This is a genomic window from Klebsiella sp. P1927 (genome assembly GCF_018204675.1).
Lineage (GTDB): Bacteria > Pseudomonadota > Gammaproteobacteria > Enterobacterales > Enterobacteriaceae > Klebsiella > Klebsiella pneumoniae.
The window spans coordinates 2,086,410-2,105,087 of the sequence record NZ_CP073377.1 but is presented as its reverse complement, the minus strand read 5'-3'; the positions used below and the strand labels follow the sequence as shown (position 1 = coordinate 2,105,087).

Annotated in this window: 22 protein-coding genes; 11 read left to right on the top strand and 11 right to left on the bottom strand. The window is 56.5% G+C overall.

Features of this window, described 5'->3' with window-relative positions:
• Positions 1-72: 72 nt before the first annotated feature.
• Positions 73-678 carry a glutathione transferase GstA gene (gene gstA / locus KB892_RS10665; RefSeq protein WP_004200118.1) on the top strand — a complete coding sequence of 202 codons (606 nt, stop codon included), beginning with the start codon at positions 73-75 and terminating at the stop codon, positions 676-678.
• 42 nt (positions 679-720) lie between these two features.
• Here gstA and pdxY read toward each other — a convergent pair whose 3' ends face one another.
• From pdxY to anmK, 5 genes are all read right to left on the bottom strand, one after another.
• Positions 721-1,581: a pyridoxal kinase PdxY gene (pdxY, locus tag KB892_RS10660; RefSeq protein ID WP_002907739.1), complete on the bottom strand. Its 861-nt coding sequence runs from the start codon at positions 1,579-1,581 to the stop codon at positions 721-723.
• A gap of 61 nt (positions 1,582-1,642) precedes the next feature.
• Complete coding sequence (gene tyrS / locus KB892_RS10655; protein WP_002907740.1) at positions 1,643-2,917, bottom strand: tyrosine--tRNA ligase; 1,275 nt, start codon at positions 2,915-2,917, stop codon at positions 1,643-1,645.
• Positions 2,918-3,041: 124 nt separating this feature from the next.
• Positions 3,042-3,698 carry a pyridoxamine 5'-phosphate oxidase gene (gene pdxH, locus KB892_RS10650; protein ID WP_002907742.1) on the bottom strand — a complete coding sequence of 219 codons (657 nt, stop codon included), beginning with the start codon at positions 3,696-3,698 and terminating at the stop codon, positions 3,042-3,044.
• A gap of 57 nt (positions 3,699-3,755) precedes the next feature.
• Entirely contained in the window at positions 3,756-4,079 is a 324-nt protein-coding gene (gene mliC, locus KB892_RS10645; RefSeq protein WP_002907744.1) for a C-type lysozyme inhibitor, read from the bottom strand.
• Positions 4,080-4,171: 92 nt separating this feature from the next.
• Positions 4,172-5,296 carry an anhydro-N-acetylmuramic acid kinase gene (gene anmK / locus KB892_RS10640; protein ID WP_004143831.1) on the bottom strand — a complete coding sequence of 375 codons (1,125 nt, stop codon included), beginning with the start codon at positions 5,294-5,296 and terminating at the stop codon, positions 4,172-4,174.
• Positions 5,297-5,563: 267 nt separating this feature from the next.
• Here anmK and slyB point away from each other — a divergent pair, with 267 nt between their 5' ends.
• A complete protein-coding gene (gene slyB, locus KB892_RS10635) occupies positions 5,564-6,031 on the top strand; it encodes an outer membrane lipoprotein SlyB (protein ID WP_002907749.1) in 468 nt (155 codons plus the stop codon).
• Between the two features lie 222 nt (positions 6,032-6,253).
• Positions 6,254-7,615 (top strand): sensor domain-containing diguanylate cyclase, encoded by a 1,362-nt coding sequence (locus KB892_RS10630; protein ID WP_004200121.1) that lies wholly within the window; start codon positions 6,254-6,256, stop codon positions 7,613-7,615.
• A gap of 33 nt (positions 7,616-7,648) precedes the next feature.
• Here KB892_RS10630 and slyA read toward each other — a convergent pair whose 3' ends face one another.
• Positions 7,649-8,089, bottom strand: a complete 441-nt coding sequence (gene slyA / locus KB892_RS10625) for a transcriptional regulator SlyA (RefSeq protein ID WP_004143833.1) — start codon at positions 8,087-8,089, stop codon at positions 7,649-7,651.
• Positions 8,090-8,261: 172 nt separating this feature from the next.
• Here slyA and KB892_RS10620 point away from each other — a divergent pair, with 172 nt between their 5' ends.
• From KB892_RS10620 to KB892_RS10610, 3 genes are read left to right on the top strand one after another with little or no spacing between them, the layout of a single operon-like run.
• Entirely contained in the window at positions 8,262-8,498 is a 237-nt protein-coding gene (locus tag KB892_RS10620; protein WP_004143834.1) for a DUF1656 domain-containing protein, read from the top strand.
• A 10-nt stretch (positions 8,499-8,508) separates the two neighbouring features.
• Positions 8,509-9,405 carry an efflux RND transporter periplasmic adaptor subunit gene (locus tag KB892_RS10615; protein ID WP_004143835.1) on the top strand — a complete coding sequence of 299 codons (897 nt, stop codon included), beginning with the start codon at positions 8,509-8,511 and terminating at the stop codon, positions 9,403-9,405.
• Positions 9,405-11,429: an FUSC family protein gene (locus tag KB892_RS10610; RefSeq protein WP_062954952.1), complete on the top strand. Its 2,025-nt coding sequence runs from the start codon at positions 9,405-9,407 to the stop codon at positions 11,427-11,429. The genes KB892_RS10615 and KB892_RS10610 overlap by 1 nt, the downstream gene beginning before the upstream one ends.
• Here KB892_RS10610 and sodC read toward each other — a convergent pair.
• The 3 genes from sodC to KB892_RS10595 form a co-directional block, all read right to left on the bottom strand.
• Positions 11,422-11,943, bottom strand: a complete 522-nt coding sequence (gene sodC, locus KB892_RS10605; protein WP_004184268.1) for a superoxide dismutase [Cu-Zn] SodC — start codon at positions 11,941-11,943, stop codon at positions 11,422-11,424. The genes KB892_RS10610 and sodC overlap by 8 nt on opposite strands.
• A 69-nt stretch (positions 11,944-12,012) precedes the next feature.
• The gene (locus KB892_RS10600; protein WP_004200125.1) at positions 12,013-12,909 is read right to left on the bottom strand and encodes an aldo/keto reductase; all 897 of its coding nucleotides are present in this window, start codon (positions 12,907-12,909) and stop codon (positions 12,013-12,015) included.
• Positions 12,910-12,957: 48 nt separating this feature from the next.
• The gene (locus tag KB892_RS10595; RefSeq protein WP_004189722.1) at positions 12,958-13,200 is read right to left on the bottom strand and encodes a DUF1289 domain-containing protein; all 243 of its coding nucleotides are present in this window, start codon (positions 13,198-13,200) and stop codon (positions 12,958-12,960) included.
• A gap of 139 nt (positions 13,201-13,339) precedes the next feature.
• Between KB892_RS10595 and KB892_RS10590 the strand changes: the two genes are divergently transcribed.
• From KB892_RS10590 to rnt, 4 genes are all read left to right on the top strand, one after another.
• Positions 13,340-13,939, top strand: a complete 600-nt coding sequence (locus tag KB892_RS10590; protein WP_004175857.1) for a TetR/AcrR family transcriptional regulator — start codon at positions 13,340-13,342, stop codon at positions 13,937-13,939.
• A 53-nt stretch (positions 13,940-13,992) separates the two neighbouring features.
• Positions 13,993-15,090: an alkene reductase gene (locus KB892_RS10585; protein ID WP_002907763.1), complete on the top strand. Its 1,098-nt coding sequence runs from the start codon at positions 13,993-13,995 to the stop codon at positions 15,088-15,090.
• Positions 15,091-15,168: 78 nt separating this feature from the next.
• Positions 15,169-15,576: a lactoylglutathione lyase gene (gloA, locus tag KB892_RS10580; RefSeq protein ID WP_002907764.1), complete on the top strand. Its 408-nt coding sequence runs from the start codon at positions 15,169-15,171 to the stop codon at positions 15,574-15,576.
• A gap of 137 nt (positions 15,577-15,713) precedes the next feature.
• Entirely contained in the window at positions 15,714-16,361 is a 648-nt protein-coding gene (rnt, locus tag KB892_RS10575) for a ribonuclease T (RefSeq protein WP_002907766.1), read from the top strand.
• Between the two features lie 47 nt (positions 16,362-16,408).
• Here the strand turns inward: rnt and KB892_RS10570 are convergent, their stop codons facing one another.
• On the bottom strand, positions 16,409-16,756 hold the full coding sequence (locus tag KB892_RS10570) for a Grx4 family monothiol glutaredoxin (RefSeq protein WP_002907768.1): 348 nt from the start codon (positions 16,754-16,756) through the stop codon (positions 16,409-16,411).
• Between the two features lie 340 nt (positions 16,757-17,096).
• On the opposite strand from KB892_RS10570, the gene KB892_RS10565 reads away from it, so the two are divergent.
• Positions 17,097-17,969, top strand: a complete 873-nt coding sequence (locus tag KB892_RS10565; RefSeq protein ID WP_004151204.1) for a C40 family peptidase — start codon at positions 17,097-17,099, stop codon at positions 17,967-17,969.
• Here the strand turns inward: KB892_RS10565 and KB892_RS10560 are convergent.
• Entirely contained in the window at positions 17,924-18,409 is a 486-nt protein-coding gene (locus KB892_RS10560) for a helix-turn-helix domain-containing protein (protein WP_004200127.1), read from the bottom strand. The genes KB892_RS10565 and KB892_RS10560 overlap by 46 nt on opposite strands.
• Positions 18,410-18,678 lie beyond the last annotated feature (269 nt).

Genomic DNA, 18,678 nt, shown 5'->3' with positions numbered 1-18,678 from the left:
TTAGTTTAGCGGCTTTTTTTTTACCCCTGGCAGGACTAACATACAGAAAACTGCAGCCACGAGGAGTCACGCATGAAACTGTTCTACAAACCCGGCGCCTGTTCCCTTGCCTCGCATATTGCCCTGCGCGAAAGCGGTCTGGATTTTACCCTGCAGAGCGTGGATCTGGCCCAAAAACGGCTGGAAAACGGGGAAGACTATCTGCAGTTCAACCCGAAAGGTCAGGTGCCGGCGCTGCTGCTGGATGATGATATCCTGCTCACTGAGGGCGTAGCCATCATGCAGTACATCGCAGACCAGGTGCCGGATCGTCATCTGCTGGCGCCGGTGGGCTCGATTGCGCGCTATCAGACTCTCGAATGGCTGAACTATGTGGCCACCGAGCTGCATAAAAGCTTTACCCCGCTGTTCCGCCCGGATACCCCGGAGGACTATAAGCCTGTCGCGCGGGGGCTGCTTGAGAAAAAGCTGCAATACGTTGATGCAGCGCTGGCAGACAAACAGTGGCTGACCGGCCATCGCTTCACCATTGCCGATGGTTATCTGTTTACGGTGCTGCGCTGGGCCTATGCTATAAAACTGGATATGGCTGCCTATGGTCATATCGGCAGCTGGATGACGCAGGTGGCAGCGCGTCCGGCGGTGGCTGCCGCACTGGCGGCTGAAGGCTTAAAATAAGGCCTGAACCTGCCCGGCGGACCGTCGGGCAGGCCCTGGGAGTTACAGCCGGGTGGCGCTGAAGCAGTGCTCCGGTACGGCGATGCGATCCTGCGCCGCTACTACCTGCAGTTCGTATTCCTGCATATTTTTGGTGGCGAGCATAATCTCGTACACCGCGGCGGTGACGTGTTCCAGCGCATCGCGCAGACTTGCCCCCTGCAGCAATTTAACCAACAGCAGACCGCTGGTCACATCGCCGACGCCTACCGGCTGACGCAGGCCGAAATCCACCAGCGGCCGACTAATATGCCAGGCTTCTTCGGCCGTCACCAGCAGCATCTCAAAACGATCCATACTCAGACCCGCACGGGCAAGATGCTTAACTAATACCACTTCCGGCCCCTGGGCAATCAGCTCCCGCGCGGCGGCCACTGCCTCGCTGACGCTGGCGACCGGATGACCGCACAGGATCTCCAGCTCAACCAGATTCGGCGCAATAATATCGCTGGCCGGCAGCGCATAGCGCACGTGGAACTCCGCCACGCCCGGCGCGACGATGCAGCCCTTCTCCGGGTGACCCATCACCGGATCGCAAAAATATTTCGCCGCCGGATTGGCCGCCTTAACCTGACGCACGATACCGAGGATATGCTCTCCCTGCTCAGCGGAGCCAAGATAGCCGCTCAGTACCGCATCGCAGGTCTGCAGTTTGTCGATGTCGGCAATCCCCTGAACAATCTCCGTCAAATGCGAAGGCGGCATGACGCAGCCGGTCCATTTGCCGTACTGCGTATGGTTAGAGAACTGTACGGTATTCAGGGGCCAGACATTGGCGCCCAGACGGCGCATCGGAAATTCGGCGGCACTGTTGCCGGCATGGCCAAACACAACGTGAGACTGAATGGCGAGGATGTTCTTCATTTTCTTACCACAACCCTAAAAAGAAAAAGGGCGTGGTTTCCCACGCCCTGGCAGTATTTTTTTATTTCCAGCAGACCAGGCAGTAATTTTTCTTACCGCGACGCAGCAAGGTGTAGCGGCCAAACAGGCGATCGCTGTCACTGAATACATATTCCGGGTCGGCCTGTTTTTCGCCGTTGATGGTCACCGCGTTAGAGGCAACGGTTTTACGCGCCTGACCGCGGGACGGCTGCAGCTCGGAATCAACCAGCGCCTGCAGCAGATCGGCGCCTTTTTCCATTTCGATCATCGGCACGCCATCCTGGGCCAGCTGTTCGAAGTCTGCTTCGCTCAGGTCGCTCAGGTTACCGTTGAACAGGCTTTCGGTAATGCGCTTCGCCGCTTCCAGGCCTTCTTCGCCGTGAACAAGGCGCGTCACCTGCTCTGCCAGCACGTACTGGGCGCGCGGCGCTTTACCGCTGTTTTTGTCTTCTTCTTCCAGGGCATTGATCTCCGCAATGTCCATAAAGGTGAAGAATTTGAGGAAGCGATAGACATCAGCATCCGCGGTGTTGATCCAGAACTGGTAAAATTTGTACGGACTGGTTTTCTTCGGATCCAGCCACACGGCGCCGCCTTCGGTTTTACCGAATTTGGTGCCGTCCGCTTTGGTGATCAGCGGTACGGTCAGGCCAAACACCTGGTTCTGATGCAGACGACGGGTCAGATCGATGCCGGAGGTGATGTTGCCCCACTGGTCAGAGCCGCCAATCTGCAGCGCCACGCCGTGCAGCTTGTTCAGGCAGGCAAAGTCGTAACCCTGCAGCAGATTGTAAGAGAACTCGGTAAAGGAGATACCCTGATCGTCACGATTCAGACGCTGCTTCACCGCTTCTTTGTTGATCATCTGGTTAACAGAGAAGTGTTTACCGATATCGCGCAGGAAGGTCAGCACGTTCATGCTGCCAAACCAGTCATAGTTATTCGCCGCGATCGCCGAGTTGTCGCCGCAGTCAAAATCAAGGAACGGAGCCACCTGTTTGCGGATTTTATCCACCCACTCCTGCACGGTATCCTCGGTGTTTAGTTTACGCTCAGCGGCTTTGAAGCTTGGGTCGCCAATCAGACCGGTTGCGCCGCCCACCAGCGCCACAGGTTTATGACCTGCCTGCTGGAAGCGTTTCAGGCATAACAATGGAACAAGATGCCCCAAATGCAAGCTGTCAGCGGTAGGATCGAAGCCGCAATAGAGCGCGATCGGGCCTTGCGCCAGTCGCTCTGCTAACGCTTCCTCGTCCGTCACCTGGGCTACCAGCCCCCGCTCTTGCAATTGTTTAATCAAGTTACTGCTTGCCATCAAATTCTCCATGTATAAACGACTGCACCTCTGCCGGTACACGACTTTTCGCCAGATGCGAAAAGTACATAGAATAAAGCGCCGGCCCTTTCAGCGCCAGCGCTTCGATAACTAATTTCGGCGTTTACGGCGCCAGACGGTCTATTTTCCAGGCGCCGCTATCGCGCTGGTATAAAAAGCGATCGTGCAGACGGTGTTCTCCCCCCTGCCAGAACTCCATCTGCTCAATGCTGACGCGGAATCCGCCCCAGAAGCTCGGCAACGGCACTTCACCCTGCTGGAACTTCTGCTTCAGCTCGAGGAATTTGCTTTCGAGGATGCCGCGGGCTGAGATCCGGCTCGACTGCTTCGAGACCCAGGCGCCAATCTGGCTGTCGCGCGGACGGCTGTGGAAATATTTGACCACTTCCAGCGTCGACAGACGCTCCGCTTTGCCGATTACCATCACCTGGCGCTCCAGCATATGCCACGGGAAAAGCAGGCTGACCTGCGGGTTGTTTTCAATTTGATGCGCTTTACGGCTGCCAAGGTTGGTATAAAACACCAACCCTTTTTCGTCGTAGTGCTTCAGCAGCACAATGCGCTGGTAGGGCTGGCCGCGCTCATCGACGGTGGCGACCACCATGGCCGTCGGGTCGGCAAGTTTCGCATCGCAGGCCTGACGCAGCCAGCGTTCAAACAGCGGCAGGGGTTCAGCAGGAAGATCGTGGCGACGCAAACCGCCACGGGTGTATTCACGGCGCAAATGCGCAATTTGCTGGAGTTCGTCGTTATCAGACATGGCCATTGAGGATGTAGTCATAAGGTGGCGTTATTGTGCGCCCCCCGGACAGAAATCTCAACGTTTGGCCGTCTGCAGCTGACAGTTATCAAGGACGATGCGGTCGCGCTTATAGACGGTGGCGGTATCGCCTTTTGACCAGAACACATAGACGCCGTCGGTGTAGCGCGCCCCGGAAGCCGACAGCCCCTCAGACAGGTTCAGTTGCTGATTATCATAGATAAAACTGACCTGCTGGCGTGCGTTATTGCGATGGACCGTCAATGGTTTCTGGTCGCATTGATACTCCAGCGTGTCCGTCTGCATCCGCTCGACAAACTGGTTGTAGTAGCTACAGCCCGCCAGCATAAAAGGTACAACTGCGATAAGAATTTTTTTCATTCGTTTGCCTTCGACTTTCCCGGTCACGGCGGGCACTCCGCCCTCCGCTTAACTTGTCCAGTTTACCGGTCGCGTCGTATTTAAGATTTCAGTTAACTCCGATTCTGCGGCGGGTTAGCCGGAAAAATGGCGCCCAGCACCGAGGCTTCGCTGGCGCCGGTCACGGAGGGCAGATTGCCCGGCAGACCAGCCAGCGTTCGCCAGGCCAGCCAGGCAAAGGCCAGCGCTTCCATATCATCGCCGCTGATCCCCGCCTCATCGGTGGTGGAGACCTCGGTTCCCGGCAGCAGCGCCGCCAGGCGCGCCATTAACAAGGGGTTACGCGCGCCGCCGCCGCACACTAACAAACGCTCGCAGCCGCCGCTTAACAATACCTGCTCACTGATGGTGACGGCGGTCAATTCCGCAAGCGTAGCCTGAACATCCTCCCCGCGTAGCCCCGGATAGCGGGCCATATGCTGCTCCAGCCAGCCGTAATTGAAATATTCCCGACCGGTGCTTTTCGGCGCCGGCAAGGCAAACCACGGATCGCTCAGCATGTCCTGCAGCAGCGGCAGCAGCACTTTACCTTCGCTAGCCCATTGGGCGTCCTTGTCGTACGGTTTGCCCTTCTGGCGCCAGATCCAGGCGTCCAGCAACATATTTCCCGGCCCGGTATCATAGCCGCGCACCGGCTGACCTGGCGCCAGCAGCGACACATTAGCGATCCCGCCGATATTGAGCACCATACGTCGCTCGACGGGGTGGGCCAGCAGCGCATGATGAAAAGCCGGCACCAGCGGCGCCCCCTGCCCGCCTAGCGCCATATCCCGGCGACGAAAATCCCCCACTACGGTTATCCCGGTGTGGGCGGCGATCTGGTTGTTATCACCAATTTGCAGGGTATGCGGAGCCTCTCCCTGCGGTTCATGCCATACGGTCTGTCCATGGCAGCCGATGGCGATGACGTCGGTGGGTTTGAGACTTTCCTGGCGCATCAGCGCCAGTACGGCATCGGCAAACAGCCGTCCCAGACGGGTGTCCAGACGACCTAGCTGCGAAAGGGTCAGCGACTGCCCCTGGCAAATCGCCAGAATCTCTTCTTTTATCGCGTGTGGAATGGGCCAGGTGAGACTAGCCTGCTGCGCCACCATGTTTTCAGTAATGGTGGCCAAAACGACATCGATACCATCCAGGCTGGTACCAGACATAACGCCAATAAAGCGACCCGATCTCATACGTTTTCCTTCATTCCATGACCCTTGTATGCCCTTCACTCCATCATAAAGTGTCGGTTAATGCTATGTTGTACTAATACTTTTTAACAATAGAGCGACAAATCAGAGAACATCGTAAAGAACCGGCGTTTAGTTGAGGTTGAAGCACCAGTGTTTATTATTTTTTGTATAGTCCAGGGAGAACCTATGCCCGCCGACGACTAAATGCCATATAATTAACCGTATGGACGTTCAATTGAACACCTTCGGTGAACAGGAGATTCATAAATGATTTTACGTGTTTTGGCTGTATCGATGATTGGTTTTACGCTCGCAGGCTGCGTGAGCAGCAGCGGCCTGTCCGGCGACGTTTATTCCGCATCTGAAGCCAAACAGGTGCAGAGCGTGACTTACGGTACTATCGTGCATACGCGCGCCGTACAGATCCAGAGCGGCGACGATAGCAATGCCATCGGGGCCATTGGCGGTGCGGTACTGGGCGGGTTCCTTGGAAACACCATCGGCGGCGGTACCGGACGCTCTCTGGCTACGGCGGCAGGTGCGGTCGCGGGCGGCGTAGCCGGTCAGGGCGTTCAGGGCGCGATGAATAAAACGCAGGGCGTTGAACTGGAAATCCGTAAGGACGATGGCAATACCATTATGGTAGTGCAGAAACAGGGCAGCACTCCGTTCTCCGTTGGTCAGCGCGTGGCCATTGCCGGCAGCGGCAGCCAGGTCACCGTCTCTCCGCGATAATTTCCCTTACGATGCGGCCGGTTGCGCCGCATCGTATTTTTCAGCCACGTTTATTTCGCCGTAATAAATTCGTAGTAACCATCAGACATCTTTATTTTAATATTCCATGAATCATTGCGCCTGCGCAATATCTTAACTGCCCGCCCCTATTACCCTCAAGAACGTAAATTAGCCCTGGTGACTCATCGTCGCTGCCGTTGCCTTTTATGTGGAATATTGCCTATGCCCGAACATGTGCATCATATCGTTAAACGTCTAATCCTTTATATTTGCATTTGTTTACTGGCCGGGGTTGGCATTTCCGGGATGACTGCGTTTTTTCATACCAGCTTCAGTAGTACTTCCTCAATATTATTTCCGCTGCTGACCAGTTTCCTGATGGTTTTTCATATTACCATTGCCTGTTTTATGGGCATGAAATACTGGAGCAGCAAGCGGCGTCTCTACCTTACTCCAGTCTCTTTCGGGTTTGCCTGCTCAGCGCTGCTGATGCTTGGCACGCTCAGCAGCTATCCGGACTGGCTTACCTGCAATCCGGCCCCGGTCGTTAATCAAAATGACGCCGTTATCTATTATTTCTTCCGCAATATAATGATGGCTGTGTTATTCATGTCATCTATTATTTTGTACTATTTTCGCCAGCGCATCATGCATTCGTGGAAAGCACACGTTCTTACATTTACAGCATGTATTCTTTTTACGTTGACCATTATTGTTTTATCATGGCTATACTCCAGCCATTCGCCGTGGCTGAGCGTCAATTTTATCGACGATCTAAGCCATACCTTTACCCCGTTGTGGCAAAGTATTATCGGCTGGCTGCTGATGGCAGTTTGGTTCATCACGCTGATTTTATTAATTAGCTTGAGTAAACTGCGTAATATTTTTTGGTTCAGCGGCGCTTTTTTTTGCAGCGCTTATTTGTTCACGCTTTTCCAGCTGCTCTCCACCGCAGGGGAGCTGGATCAGACCTGGTACCAGGCGCGTTTTTTCGAAACGCTATGCACCTTGTTCCTGATTCTGGTGCTACTGGTTGACGTCTTTATCCTCTATCGCGAGTCTAACCACAAATATGTCCATTCGTATCAGAATTCGATCCGCGACCCGTTGACCCGCCTCTACAACCGCAGCTTTTTCTACGACACCCTTAACCAACAGCTGGCGAAGGTGAATGCCCAGCATCCGCTGTCGGTGCTCATCAGCGACCTCGACCATTTCAAACGCATCAACGATAGCTACGGCCACGTCGCGGGCGACAAAGTGATCCAGTTCGCCGCCTCGGTGCTGGAAAGCCATTCGCGGGTAGATGACGCCGCCGCACGCATCGGCGGTGAGGAATTTGCTCTGCTGCTGGTCAACACCGGTGAAAAAGAAGCGCAAGCGATCGCCGAGCGTATCCGCCTGGCGGTCAGTGCCGGGGAGAGCCATTTACCGGAGCGAATGACCATCAGCATGGGGGTGTATACCACCTACGACAATAGCGTGACAGCGGAAGCGTGCGTTCAGCGCGCGGACGAAGCCATGTATGAAGCAAAGAATAACGGACGTAACCAGGTGATCGTCTGGCATCAGCAGGGAGGGTGAAAAAAGGCCCGGATTAGCCCGGGCCGCAAAGAATTAATCTTTAGCCTGGAGATCGAGGATATTTTGTTCAAGTTTACGGATTAAGTGGAGCAAGGTTTCCACTTCCTGCTTCGAGACCCCTGAGAGGATTTCATCACGGGTCTTACCTATCACCTCTTCCATCTCGTTGATCAGCGGTTCGGCTTTTTCCGTCAGCTTGATGCGTTTGGCCCGCCGATCGCTTGCGCAGGTCTGGCGAGAAATGAGCCCTTTCTCCTCCAGCTGATCGAGCGTGCGCACCAGCGACGGCTGTTCAATACCGATAGCTTTCGCCAGCTGGATCTGCGACTGCTCAGGCGGCAGCTGGTGGATGTTATGCAGCGTGACCCAGTGGGTCTGCGTTAACTCCAGAGGTTTCAGGCGATGGTCGATTAGCGCGCGCCAAACGCGAACTAAACGTGCCAGATCAGAACCAAGTGGCGATTCCAATTTCATCTCCTTATAATTAGCTTGCTAAGTTATTATACTGATTTTAGAATAGTGTGCAGCATTTGAATTATCAAAACAAATGAATTACTTGATTCAACAAAAACCAAAACAATGATTTACACTGTTAAAGAGTAGCACGTCCTGAGGTTACCCCTGTAATGGCAAAGGATTTTTGCTTGTGAAACTGAGTCTTAACACATCCGGATTGCCGCTGCAGGACCTGGTGTTCGGCGCATCCGTCTATTTCCCTCCGCTGTTCAAAGCCGTCTTGTTGGGTTTCTTTATCTGGTTGTTTTTACATCGCCAGCTGCGTGACTGGATGTATGCGGGCGACATCTGGCACCCGCTACTAATGGATCTCTCCCTGTTCGCGCTCTCGGTCTGTCTGGCCCTGGTATTACTCATTGCCTGGTGATCTCCCTGTTATGAAAAGATTAAAATATCTGTCAACGCTGCTGGTCGCGGCCGTCGCCCTGATTGCCGCATGGTTGTTATGGAATTTCTACACTCAGTCACCCTGGACCCGCGACGGCAAAGTGCGCGCCGAGCAGGTTGGGATCACCCCTCAGGTCTCCGGCAGTATTCTGCAGTTGAACGTAACCGATAACCAACGGGTCAAAGCCGGGGAAGTATTGTTTACCATCGACGACACCCCCTATCGCATCGCGGTGCTGAACGCCCAGGCGCAGCTGGCGAAAGCCCAGGCGGAGGTGGCGAAAGCGCAGGCGGAGCAAAGCAAGGCCGCCAGCGAGGCTCGCCGTCGCCGAAGCCTGTCGCAAAATGCCATCTCGGCTGAAGACCTTGAGAACGTCAATACCGCCCTGAATACCGCCACCACCACCCTGGCTGCCGCCAGAGCGGGGGTCGGCGTAACCGAAGCGGCGCTGAAACATGCGCAGTGGCAGCTCAGCCAGACGGTTGTCAAAGCGCCGGTGGATGGCTGGGTGACCAACCTTTCCACCCGCGTCGGTGATTACGCTACCACCGGCCATCCGGTCTTTGCCCTGGTGGACAGCCATTCGTTTTACGTACTGGGCTACTTCGAAGAGACCAAACTGCGCCACATTCGCATCGGCGATCCGGCACAAATTATTCTCTATAGCAATCAGCAGACGCTAAAGGGCCATGTCGCCAGCATCGGCCGCGCGATTGTCGACCAGAGCGTGGAACAGGGAACCGGGCTGGTGGCCAACATCAAACCAAATATCCCCTGGGTTCGTCTCGCCCAACGCGTTCCGGTGCGAATTGCCTTTGATACGCTGCCGGCCGATGTCACCCTGGTCTCCGGTACCACCTGCACTGTCTCAATTGGCGGGCAGTAATGAACCTGCAGACCCTGTCGTGGCGCGCACTCCCCTGGGTTAAAGCCACCCGGCCGCAGTGGCGGTACGCATTGCGCAACGGCATCGCGATGTGTCTTGCGCTGAGTATCGCCTATGCGCTGGATCTTGATGAGCCCTACTGGGCGATGACGTCCGCGGCGGTGGTCAGCTTTCCCACCGTCGGCGGCGTGATCAGTAAAAGTTTTGGCCGCATCGCAGGCAGCCTGCTCGGCGCCTGCGCCGCCCTGCTGCTTGCCGGTCATACACTCAACGATCCCTGGCTGTTTCTGTTCAGTATCTCCGACTGGCTGGCGCTCTGCACCTGGGCCTGCGCCCTGTTCACCAACAACGTCGCCTACGCCTTTCAGCTGGCGGGCTATACCTGCGCCATCATCGCCTTTCCGGTGATTAACATCAGCGACAGCTACGAGCTGTGGGTCATCGCCCAGTCGCGCGTCTGCGAAGTCATCGTCGGGATCTTCTGCGGCGGGCTAATGATGATGATCCTGCCAAGCACCTCCGACGGCAGCAACCTGCTGACGGCCCTGAAAACCATGCACGCCCGGCTGCTGGAGCACGCCAGCCTGCTGTGGGTGCCGGAGACGACGGATGCCATTCGCACCGCCCATGAGAGCGTGATTGGCCAGATCCTGACCATGAACCTGCTGCGTATCCAGGCCTTCTGGAGCCACTACCGTTTCCGTCGGCAGAATCCTCTGCTGAACTACCTCCTGCATCAGCAGCTCAGAATGACCAGCGTCATCTCCAGTCTGCGACGGATGCTGCTGAACTGGCCTGACGCGCCGGCGAACACTCGCCAGGTACTGGAGTCGCTGCTCGCCGAGCTCGCCACCCCTCATGCCGACAGCTATCACGTTGCGCGGATCCTGGCGCCGCTGGCGCCGCGGCAGGATGCCGATTACCGGCACATCGCTTTCTGGGCGCGATTGCGCTATTTCTGTCGCATTTACCTGGAGAGCAGCCGCTGGATCCGCCGCGTTGAAAATGCCTCGGCGATCGCCGAGTTCAATGTGCCCGCCGCCCCGCCGTTAGCCCGCCATACCGATCAGGCGGAGGCGTTGCTCAACGGTGTCCGTACCTTTTGCGCGCTGGTGGCGATTGGCGCATGGGGGATCAGTACCCAGTGGACCAGCTGTGCGGCGGCCCTGACCCTGGCCTCCATCTGCTGCGTGCTCTACTCCGTATCCGCCTCGCCGTTTCGCTCGCTGACATTGCTGATGCAGACTCTGGTCCTGCTGTCGCTATTCAGTTTCGTGGTGAAGTTCGGCCTGATGGTGCAGGTAACCGACCTGTGGCAGTTTCTGCTGTTCCTGTTCCCGCTCCTGACCACCATGCAGTTACTCAAACTGCAGTGGCCCAAATACGCCGGCCTGTGGGGACAGCTTATCGTCTTTATGGGCTCGTTTATCGCCGTCACCAACCCGCCGGTGTACGATTATGCGGCCTTTTTCAATGATAATTTGAGCAAGATTGTCGGGGTAGGCTTTGCCTGGCTGGCCTTTGCGGTACTGAGTCCGGGCTCGGACGCCCGCAAAGGGCGACGCCATATCAGAGCGTTACGGCGTCACTTTGTCGATCAGCTTAGCCGTCATCCTCAGCACAGTGAGCATGAATTTGAATCGCTGGTCTATCACCACGTCAGTCAGCTCAGCCAGAGTAAGGATGCCCTGGCGCGCCGCTGGCTGTTGCGTTGGGGCGTCGTGCTGCTCAATTGCTCGCACGTCGTCTGGCAGCTTCGCGAATGGGAAACCCGCTCCGATCCTCTCGCCCAGGTGCGCGACCTGTGCATCAACCTGTTACGCGATGTGATGAGCGAGCGCGGCGTGCAGCAGCGCCCGCTGGCCTCCACCCTGCAGGAGCTGCAGCGGATCTGCGACGCCCTGAACCACCATCATCAGCCGGCGGCGCGGGAACTGGCCGCCGCGATTTGGCGACTGTACTGCGCCCTGTCGCAGCTGGAACAGGCCCCGGTGGCCGGCACAATTGGCGAAGGAACTACTTAATCACCCCGCAGGCAAACCGTTCGCCGCCGCCGCCCAGCGGCTGCGGACTGTCGGCCATGTTATCCCCGCCTACGTGGACCATCAGCGCTTTCCCTTTCACCTCCGCCAGCGTTTTCAGGCGCGGAGCAATAATCGGCTGGTCGGCTACGCCCGCATCGTTGACCACCAGCAGGGGCAGGTCGCCAAGATGCCCGGCCCCCAACGGCCCTTCGTGTTTGCCGGTATGCTGCGGATCGTAATGTCCGCCCGCCGCCCCGGCGGCCACGGCTTTACCTTCTTTCATCGCCGGCTGGCAGCTGCCTTCGGCATGAATATGAAACCCGTGCTTACCCGGCGGTAGCGCCCGCAGAGTGGGGGCGAACTCGAGTCCGCGGTCGGTTTCGGTGATTTTGACGCTGCCGATGGTCTGACCGACGCCCTGGGTGGTCACGAGATTAAGTTGCACATCTTCACTAACGGCCTGTGCGCCAGCGCAAAATGCGAGGGATAAGATCGCGAGAATACATCGTTGCATAACACCTCCGGATGGCTGTCTCCCTGTTAAGTGTAAACCAGGAACGCCTTTCCGGAGGGGAAATGCCCGTTACGGTACGTCGTACCCGAGCGCGGCTTTACGGATGCGGAACCACTGCTGACGGGTCATGCTGAGTTTTTCAGCCACAATCGCCGAGCGCACGCGCTCGATTTTGCCCGAGCCAATAATCGGCAGAGGCTGCGACGGCAGACGCAGCACCCAGGCATAAACTACCTGTTCGATGCTGTCGGCGTTAAGCTCGTGCGCCACCTGCGCCAGCTCATCGCGCAGCGCCTGGAAGCACTCTTCGTTAAACAGGCGACCACCGCCAAGACAAGACCACGCCATCGGACGAATACGCAGTTGCTGCAGCTGATCGAGAGTACCGTCGAGCAGCAGCGGCTGATGCACCGGTGAAATTTCGACCTGGTTGGTGGCCAGGGTAAACGGCAGACGTGACTGCAGCAAGGTGAACTGGGCGGGGGTAAAGTTCGAGACGCCAAAATGGCGCACTTTACCGCTATGATGCAGCGCGAGAAAAGCTTCGGCTACCTCGTCGGCGTCCATCAGTGGGTCCGGCCGGTGGATCAGCAGCAAGTCGAGATGGTCCGTCGCCAGATTACGCAGCGATTGCTCGGCGCTGAGCACGATGTGATCGCGGTCGGTAATGTAGTGGCCAATGGTGTTCTCAGCGCGCGCCCGGGTGGCGATACCGCATTTGCTGACGATTTCCATCCGGCTACGCAGATGCGGCGCTCGCTTCAGCGCTTCGCCAAAGGCAGCCTCACACTGATAATCGCCATAGATATCGGCGTGATCGACGGTGGTTACGCCTAAATCGAGATGCTGCTCAATAAAGCTGACCAGCTCGCCAGGCGACATTTTCCAGTCCATCAGACGCCAGTAGCCCATCACAAAACGTGAAAATTCCGGCCCCTGGGGAGCCATAGCAATACGCTGAACCATAACCGCTTCCTCAATAAAAAAGTGCTCTGAGTATACGTAATTTTTGGCTTAAAACAGTGAGGGTTGCTGCGGTTCTTCCGCCGGCTCCGGCCTGTTCGCGCGTATTTTGCGAAGCAGCCGTTGGCGGCAAAGACGCAAAACCTCCTGTTTCTGCGCATCGCTCATCGTTTGCCAGTTAAAACGTTCCTCACGGCTGCGGAAACAGCCGCGACAGTAGCCGCGCTCATCGGTCTGACATATTCCCCGGCACGGGCTCTGCACCGGGAAAAATTCTAACTGCTCTGCCACCACACGCCTCCTGTCCCCTCGTCTCCTTTCATTGAAGACGTTTCCCCGCGCCGACGCAAATTTTGTTCACTACGTGCTGCGTCAGCTAACATTTTTCCGCCGACGCTTGCATTAGACCAATCGGTCTACTACAGTGTGCAGCATGAACAGACACAGCGATTGCGATACCCGAGAACATATCCTGGCCACCGGCGAGCAGCTTTGCATGCATCGCGGTTTTACCGGAATGGGCTTGAGCGAACTTCTGAAGACGGCGGAGGTGCCCAAGGGCTCCTTCTACCACTACTTTCGCTCTAAGGAAGCCTTCGGCGTCGCGCTGCTTGAACATCACTACACCGGATATCTGCAGCGCCTGGTGGACCACTTCGATCATGGCGACGGTAACTATCGCGATCGCCTGCTGGCCTACTATCAGCACACGCTGAATCAGTTCTGCCAGCAGGGGATTATTAGCGGGTGTCTTACTGTCAAGCTATCCGCGGAGGTTTGCGATCTGTCGGAAGATATGCGCGCCGCCATGGATCGCGGAGCCAGCCAGATTATCGCCCTGCTGGGCGACGCGCTGGAGAAAGGACGTCAGGAAGGCAGTCTCGCATTTGACGGCGAGGCCATGACCCTGTCGCAGGTGCTGTATTCCCTGTGGCTCGGGGCCAACCTGCAGGCCAAAATTACGCGTAGCGCAACGCCGCTGGAAAGCGCCCTTGCCCACGCCAAACAGATTATTGCGGCGCCTGCGGTATAACAGGCGTTTTTATTTCATCAGTTACTAGACGACCGGTCTACTCAGGAGTCACTATGTCGGAAGCAAAATTATTCAGCCCACTGAAAGTCGGTGCGGTCACCGTCCCTAATCGCGTATTTATGGCGCCGTTGACGCGTCTGCGCAGCATTGAGCCGGGCGATATCCCTACTCCGCTGATGGGCGAATACTACCGCCAGCGCGCCAGTTCCGGGCTGATCATCACCGAAGCGACGCAGATCTCCGCGCAGGCCAAAGGCTACGCCGGCGCGCCTGGGCTGCACAGCCCGGAGCAGATTGCCGCCTGGCAGAAAATCACCGCCGGCGTTCATGCCGAAAACGGTCATATCGCCGTCCAGCTGTGGCACACCGGGCGTATTTCCCATAGCAGCCTGCAGCCTGGCGGAGCCGCCCCGGTAGCGCCTTCCGCGCTGAGCGCGGGCACCCGTACCTCACTGCGTGACGAAAACGGCCACGCCATTCGCGTCGACACCTCAATGCCCCGCGCCCTGGAAACCGCAGAGATCCCAGGGATCGTCAACGATTTCCGTCAGGCGGTCGGCAATGCCCGTGACGCCGGCTTCGATCTGGTTGAGCTGCACTCAGCCCACGGCTATCTGCTGCACCAGTTCCTCTCGCCATCGGCGAACCAGCGTACCGATCAGTACGGCGGCAGCGTGGAGAACCGTGCCCGTCTGGTGCTGGAAGTGGTTGACGCCGTGAGTCAAGAGTGGAGCGCCGAGCGCATTGGCATCCGCGTGTCGCCGATTGGCAGCTTCCAGAATGTGGATAATGGCCCGAACGAAGAAGAAGACGCGCTGTATCTGATTAGCGAGCTGGCGAAACGCGGTATCGCCTATCTGCACATGTCCGAGCCGGACTGGGCGGGCGGCAAACCTTACAGTGAAGCTTTCCGTCAGAAAGTCCGCGACCGCTTCCCGGGGGTGATCATTGGCGCTGGCGCTTACACAGTAGAAAAAGCCAACGATCTTATCAATAAAGGGCTGATTGATGCCGTGGCCTTTGGCCGCGATTACATCGCCAACCCGGATCTGGTGGCTCGCCTGCAGAAAAAAGCGCCGCTTAACCCGCAACGCCCGGAATCCTTCTACGGCGGCGGCGCGGAAGGCTACACCGATTACCCGACTCTGTAATCCCTCCATTGATAGCGGCGACGTATCGCCGCTATACTCAACGTTCTGATCTATCAAATAAACTGCATAGGGGACATTATGCGCTTACTCCACACCATGCTGCGCGTTGGCGACCTGCAACGTTCTATCGACTTCTATACCAACGTGTTGGGCATGAAGCTGCTGCGCACCAGCGAAAACCCGGAGTACAAGTACTCCCTCGCCTTTGTCGGCTACGGCGAAGAGAGCGAAACCGCGGTAATCGAACTGACCTACAACTGGGGCGTGGACAGCTATGAGCTGGGCACCGCCTACGGCCATATCGCGCTGAGCGTCGATAACGCCGCCGAAGCCTGCGAACGGATCCGTCAGAACGGGGGCAACGTCACCCGTGAAGCCGGGCCGGTAAAAGGCGGCACCACCGTCATCGCCTTCGTGGAAGATCCGGACGGTTACAAAATCGAGCTCATTGAAGAGAAAGATGCCGGCAAAGGTCTGGGCAACTAACGCTTCCCCACGCTGGCATATTTAATGCCATGGCTCGCCCGGGCGCTACGGCGCCCGTTGTTTTCACCCCTGCCTGCTGCAAGCCGCGGCAAAATTTGCCATAATGCGCGCTACTTTTTTCCAGCTAAGAGAATCTGATGTCCGAGAACGCTCAACTGAATGGTCTGTGCGACCGTTTCCGCGGTTTTTATCCGGTGGTGATCGATGTTGAAACCGCAGGATTTAACGCCAAAACCGACGCCCTGCTGGAGATCGCCGCCATTACGTTGAAGATGGATGAGCACGGCTGGCTGATGCCCGATGAAACGCTGCATTTCCATGTTGAACCTTTCGAGGGCGCCAATCTGCAGCCCGAAGCGCTGGCTTTTAACGGGATTAACCCGCATGACCCGCAGCGCGGGGCCGTCAGCGAATACGATGCCCTGCATGCCATCTTCAAAATGGTGCGCAAAGGGATGAAAGAGAGCGACTGCAGCCGGGCAATCATGGTGGCGCACAATGCCACCTTTGACCACAGCTTCACCATGACCGCCGCCGAACGCGCGGGACTTAAACGCAACCCTTTCCATCCGTTTGTTACCTTCGACACCGCCGCGCTAAGCGGGCTGGCGCTGGGCCAGACGGTGCTGTCGAAAGCCTGTATTGCCGCGGGTATGCCGTTCGACGGCGCGCAGGCTCACTCCGCCCTGTATGATACCGAGCAGACGGCGCAGCTGTTTTGCGAGATCGTGAACCGCTGGAAGCGTCTGGGCGGCTGGCCGCTGCCAGTGGCCACCCCGGAGTGATAAAAAAAGCGACTTCCAGGAAGTCGCTTTTTTACTGATGGCGGGAATTACTCCGCTTTTGGCTCGTCGGTATGGTACTTTGCCGCCGTCTCTTTGATCAGCTGCTGCAGTTCACCGCGCTGGTACATTTCGATGACGATATCGCAGCCGCCCACCAGTTCACCGTCTACCCACAGCTGCGGGAAAGTCGGCCAGTTGGCGTATTTAGGCAGCTCGGCGCGGATATCCGGGTTCTGCAGGATATCAACGTAAGCAAAACGTTCGCCACAGGCGGACAGCGCCTGAACGGCCTGGGCAGAGAAACCGCAGCTTGGCAGCTTCGGCGACCCTTTCATGTACAACAGGATCGGGTTTTCAGCGATTTGGCGTTGGATCTTTTCTAAAGTCGAGCTCATTGTCGTGCTTCCTTAAACTTCTTTCTACGGCAGTAACTTGTCATTGTAGCGTCCTGTAGGCAGGACGGATAATAACATTTTTTTCACTATTCATATTTTATCTTCTGTTGCGCGAAGTTGCCTTAAAAATATCATTTTGCGGTCACAGGCGGGCGCTCATTGCGCATTTTCTGTGCGAGGCGGTCAATGTCTGACGCGTTTTCTTGCAATCGTTAACCAATCGACATTTTTGATACAAAAGAATATTAACTTTCCGGCTTTTTATGCTTTAGAATCATTCCGGTTTGTCATTCATCGTCAGGCATTTGTACATGTCTGTAATTAATCAGGGGATTGCTCAGTGGCGCGGCTAAACAAAATCGCGATATCGCTCTGTGCATTACTGTTCACGTCTATCTCATTCACGCCACTGGCTCAGGCATCAGGGCATACGCACGCCTCCGCTTCGCCAAAAGCGTTGCCCGCGAAAAGTGGCTCAGAGCGCAAGAAAAAAGCAACCAGTCAAAAAACTAAAACCACCGCTAAAACCACCAGTAAAAAGTCCTCGCGCACCCGGCTCCCTACCCGCACTACCGCAGCAAGCCAAACCGCACTTCATCGTCAGGCCGCCGGCGCGACGAAAAAATGCGTGCTGCGTAAAGGTTATAAAAAGCAGTGCGCGAAAACGGTCGCCGCCAGCGCCGAGCCGACCCTGGCGCTAAACAGCGTCAAAAGCAAGTGCGTGGTGCGCAAGGGCTATAAAAAACGCTGTAAGCCCGAGGCCAGCGAAGCGAATTTAACGATCGCCGACGCCCACAAGGTCCGGGTGCAAAAAGCGCAAAGTACCGCGATGAATAAACTGATGGGCCAGTTGGGTAAACCCTATCGCTGGGGCGGCACCTCGCCGCGCACCGGGTTTGACTGCAGCGGGCTGGTCTATTACGCCTATAAGGACCTGGTCAAGATCCACATCCCGCGTACGGCCAACGAAATGTACCACCTGCGCGATGCGCGTCCGGTGGATCGTGATGAACTGCAGAGCGGCGATTTAGTCTTCTTCCGCACCCGCGGACGGGGCGCTGCCGACCATGTCGGCGTCTACGTCGGCAACGGAAAATTCATTCAGTCGCCGCGCACAGGTCGTGATATTCAAATCACCTCCCTGAGCGAGGATTACTGGGTTCGCCATTATGTCGGCGCTCGTCGCGTCATGACGCCGAAAACCATTCGCTGATCCCGGTCTGCCGCTGCGGCGGCAGACCGCCTCTCCTGCTCCATCTCCATCCCCACCCGCAAGGGATATTGCAGATTGCTCTCTTTGCCCGGCGTATCACGACGATAGCGGGTCGGCGACATGCCAAAGTGACGGTGAAAGGTCCGGCAGAAAGCGGCTTGTCCCTCGTATCCCAGGCACTGAGAAATACTCTGTATCGACGCCTGCGTCTGCGTTAAATAGATTGTCGCAATCGTCATCTTTCGTCGGCTGACGTAGCTCGCCAGCGTGCAGCCCGTTACCATGGCGAATTGTCGCTGGAAGTACCAGTGTGAGTAGCCGGACTTTTTCGCAATCGCGCTCACCGACAGGGTGTCGAAAATATGTGCTTCGATCCAGTCAACAATCCCCTGCACCACCGGGATCATTTTCGCGCTCACCACCTCATCTGTTTTTGCCATCGTCGTCATCCTGGGGAAATTACTGCTGGCGGCTATATTTGTCATACAAATTAAAAAATAGACAATGAATTATTGGCATAGCGACGATTGCCTGAGCGCATATTTTTATTAATCGTTTGATATTAAAGTTTTATTTTTTGTTCAGCGCATTGCGTGACAGCGGCGAAGCAGAGTAGTTAATTGCCATGCGAGTTCGCAAATCCGCAGAGGGCATCTCCTTATACAGGGTTGCAACAATTTTGGCGGCTTATTGCCCACTCCTGCAGAAA

Coding starts and splice junctions, on each gene's coding strand:
- anmK (WP_004143831.1), bottom strand. CDS start 5,296: ATGAGATCGGGTCGCTTTATTGGCGTTATGTCTGGTACCAGCCTGGAT.
- KB892_RS10590 (WP_004175857.1), top strand. CDS start 13,340: ATGAACAGACACAGCGATTGCGATACCCGAGAACATATCCTGGCCACC.
- pdxY (WP_002907739.1), bottom strand. CDS start 1,581: ATGAAGAACATCCTCGCCATTCAGTCTCACGTTGTGTTTGGCCATGCC.
- mliC (WP_002907744.1), bottom strand. CDS start 4,079: ATGAAAAAAATTCTTATCGCAGTTGTACCTTTTATGCTGGCGGGCTGT.
- rnt (WP_002907766.1), top strand. CDS start 15,714: ATGTCCGAGAACGCTCAACTGAATGGTCTGTGCGACCGTTTCCGCGGT.
- KB892_RS10630 (WP_004200121.1), top strand. CDS start 6,254: ATGCCCGAACATGTGCATCATATCGTTAAACGTCTAATCCTTTATATT.
- slyA (WP_004143833.1), bottom strand. CDS start 8,089: ATGAAATTGGAATCGCCACTTGGTTCTGATCTGGCACGTTTAGTTCGC.
- KB892_RS10615 (WP_004143835.1), top strand. CDS start 8,509: ATGAAAAGATTAAAATATCTGTCAACGCTGCTGGTCGCGGCCGTCGCC.
- pdxH (WP_002907742.1), bottom strand. CDS start 3,698: ATGTCTGATAACGACGAACTCCAGCAAATTGCGCATTTGCGCCGTGAA.
- slyB (WP_002907749.1), top strand. CDS start 5,564: ATGATTTTACGTGTTTTGGCTGTATCGATGATTGGTTTTACGCTCGCA.
- gstA (WP_004200118.1), top strand. CDS start 73: ATGAAACTGTTCTACAAACCCGGCGCCTGTTCCCTTGCCTCGCATATT.
- tyrS (WP_002907740.1), bottom strand. CDS start 2,917: ATGGCAAGCAGTAACTTGATTAAACAATTGCAAGAGCGGGGGCTGGTA.
- gloA (WP_002907764.1), top strand. CDS start 15,169: ATGCGCTTACTCCACACCATGCTGCGCGTTGGCGACCTGCAACGTTCT.
- KB892_RS10610 (WP_062954952.1), top strand. CDS start 9,405: ATGAACCTGCAGACCCTGTCGTGGCGCGCACTCCCCTGGGTTAAAGCC.
- KB892_RS10585 (WP_002907763.1), top strand. CDS start 13,993: ATGTCGGAAGCAAAATTATTCAGCCCACTGAAAGTCGGTGCGGTCACC.
- KB892_RS10570 (WP_002907768.1), bottom strand. CDS start 16,756: ATGAGCTCGACTTTAGAAAAGATCCAACGCCAAATCGCTGAAAACCCG.
- sodC (WP_004184268.1), bottom strand. CDS start 11,943: ATGCAACGATGTATTCTCGCGATCTTATCCCTCGCATTTTGCGCTGGC.
- KB892_RS10560 (WP_004200127.1), bottom strand. CDS start 18,409: ATGGCAAAAACAGATGAGGTGGTGAGCGCGAAAATGATCCCGGTGGTG.
- KB892_RS10600 (WP_004200125.1), bottom strand. CDS start 12,909: ATGGTTCAGCGTATTGCTATGGCTCCCCAGGGGCCGGAATTTTCACGT.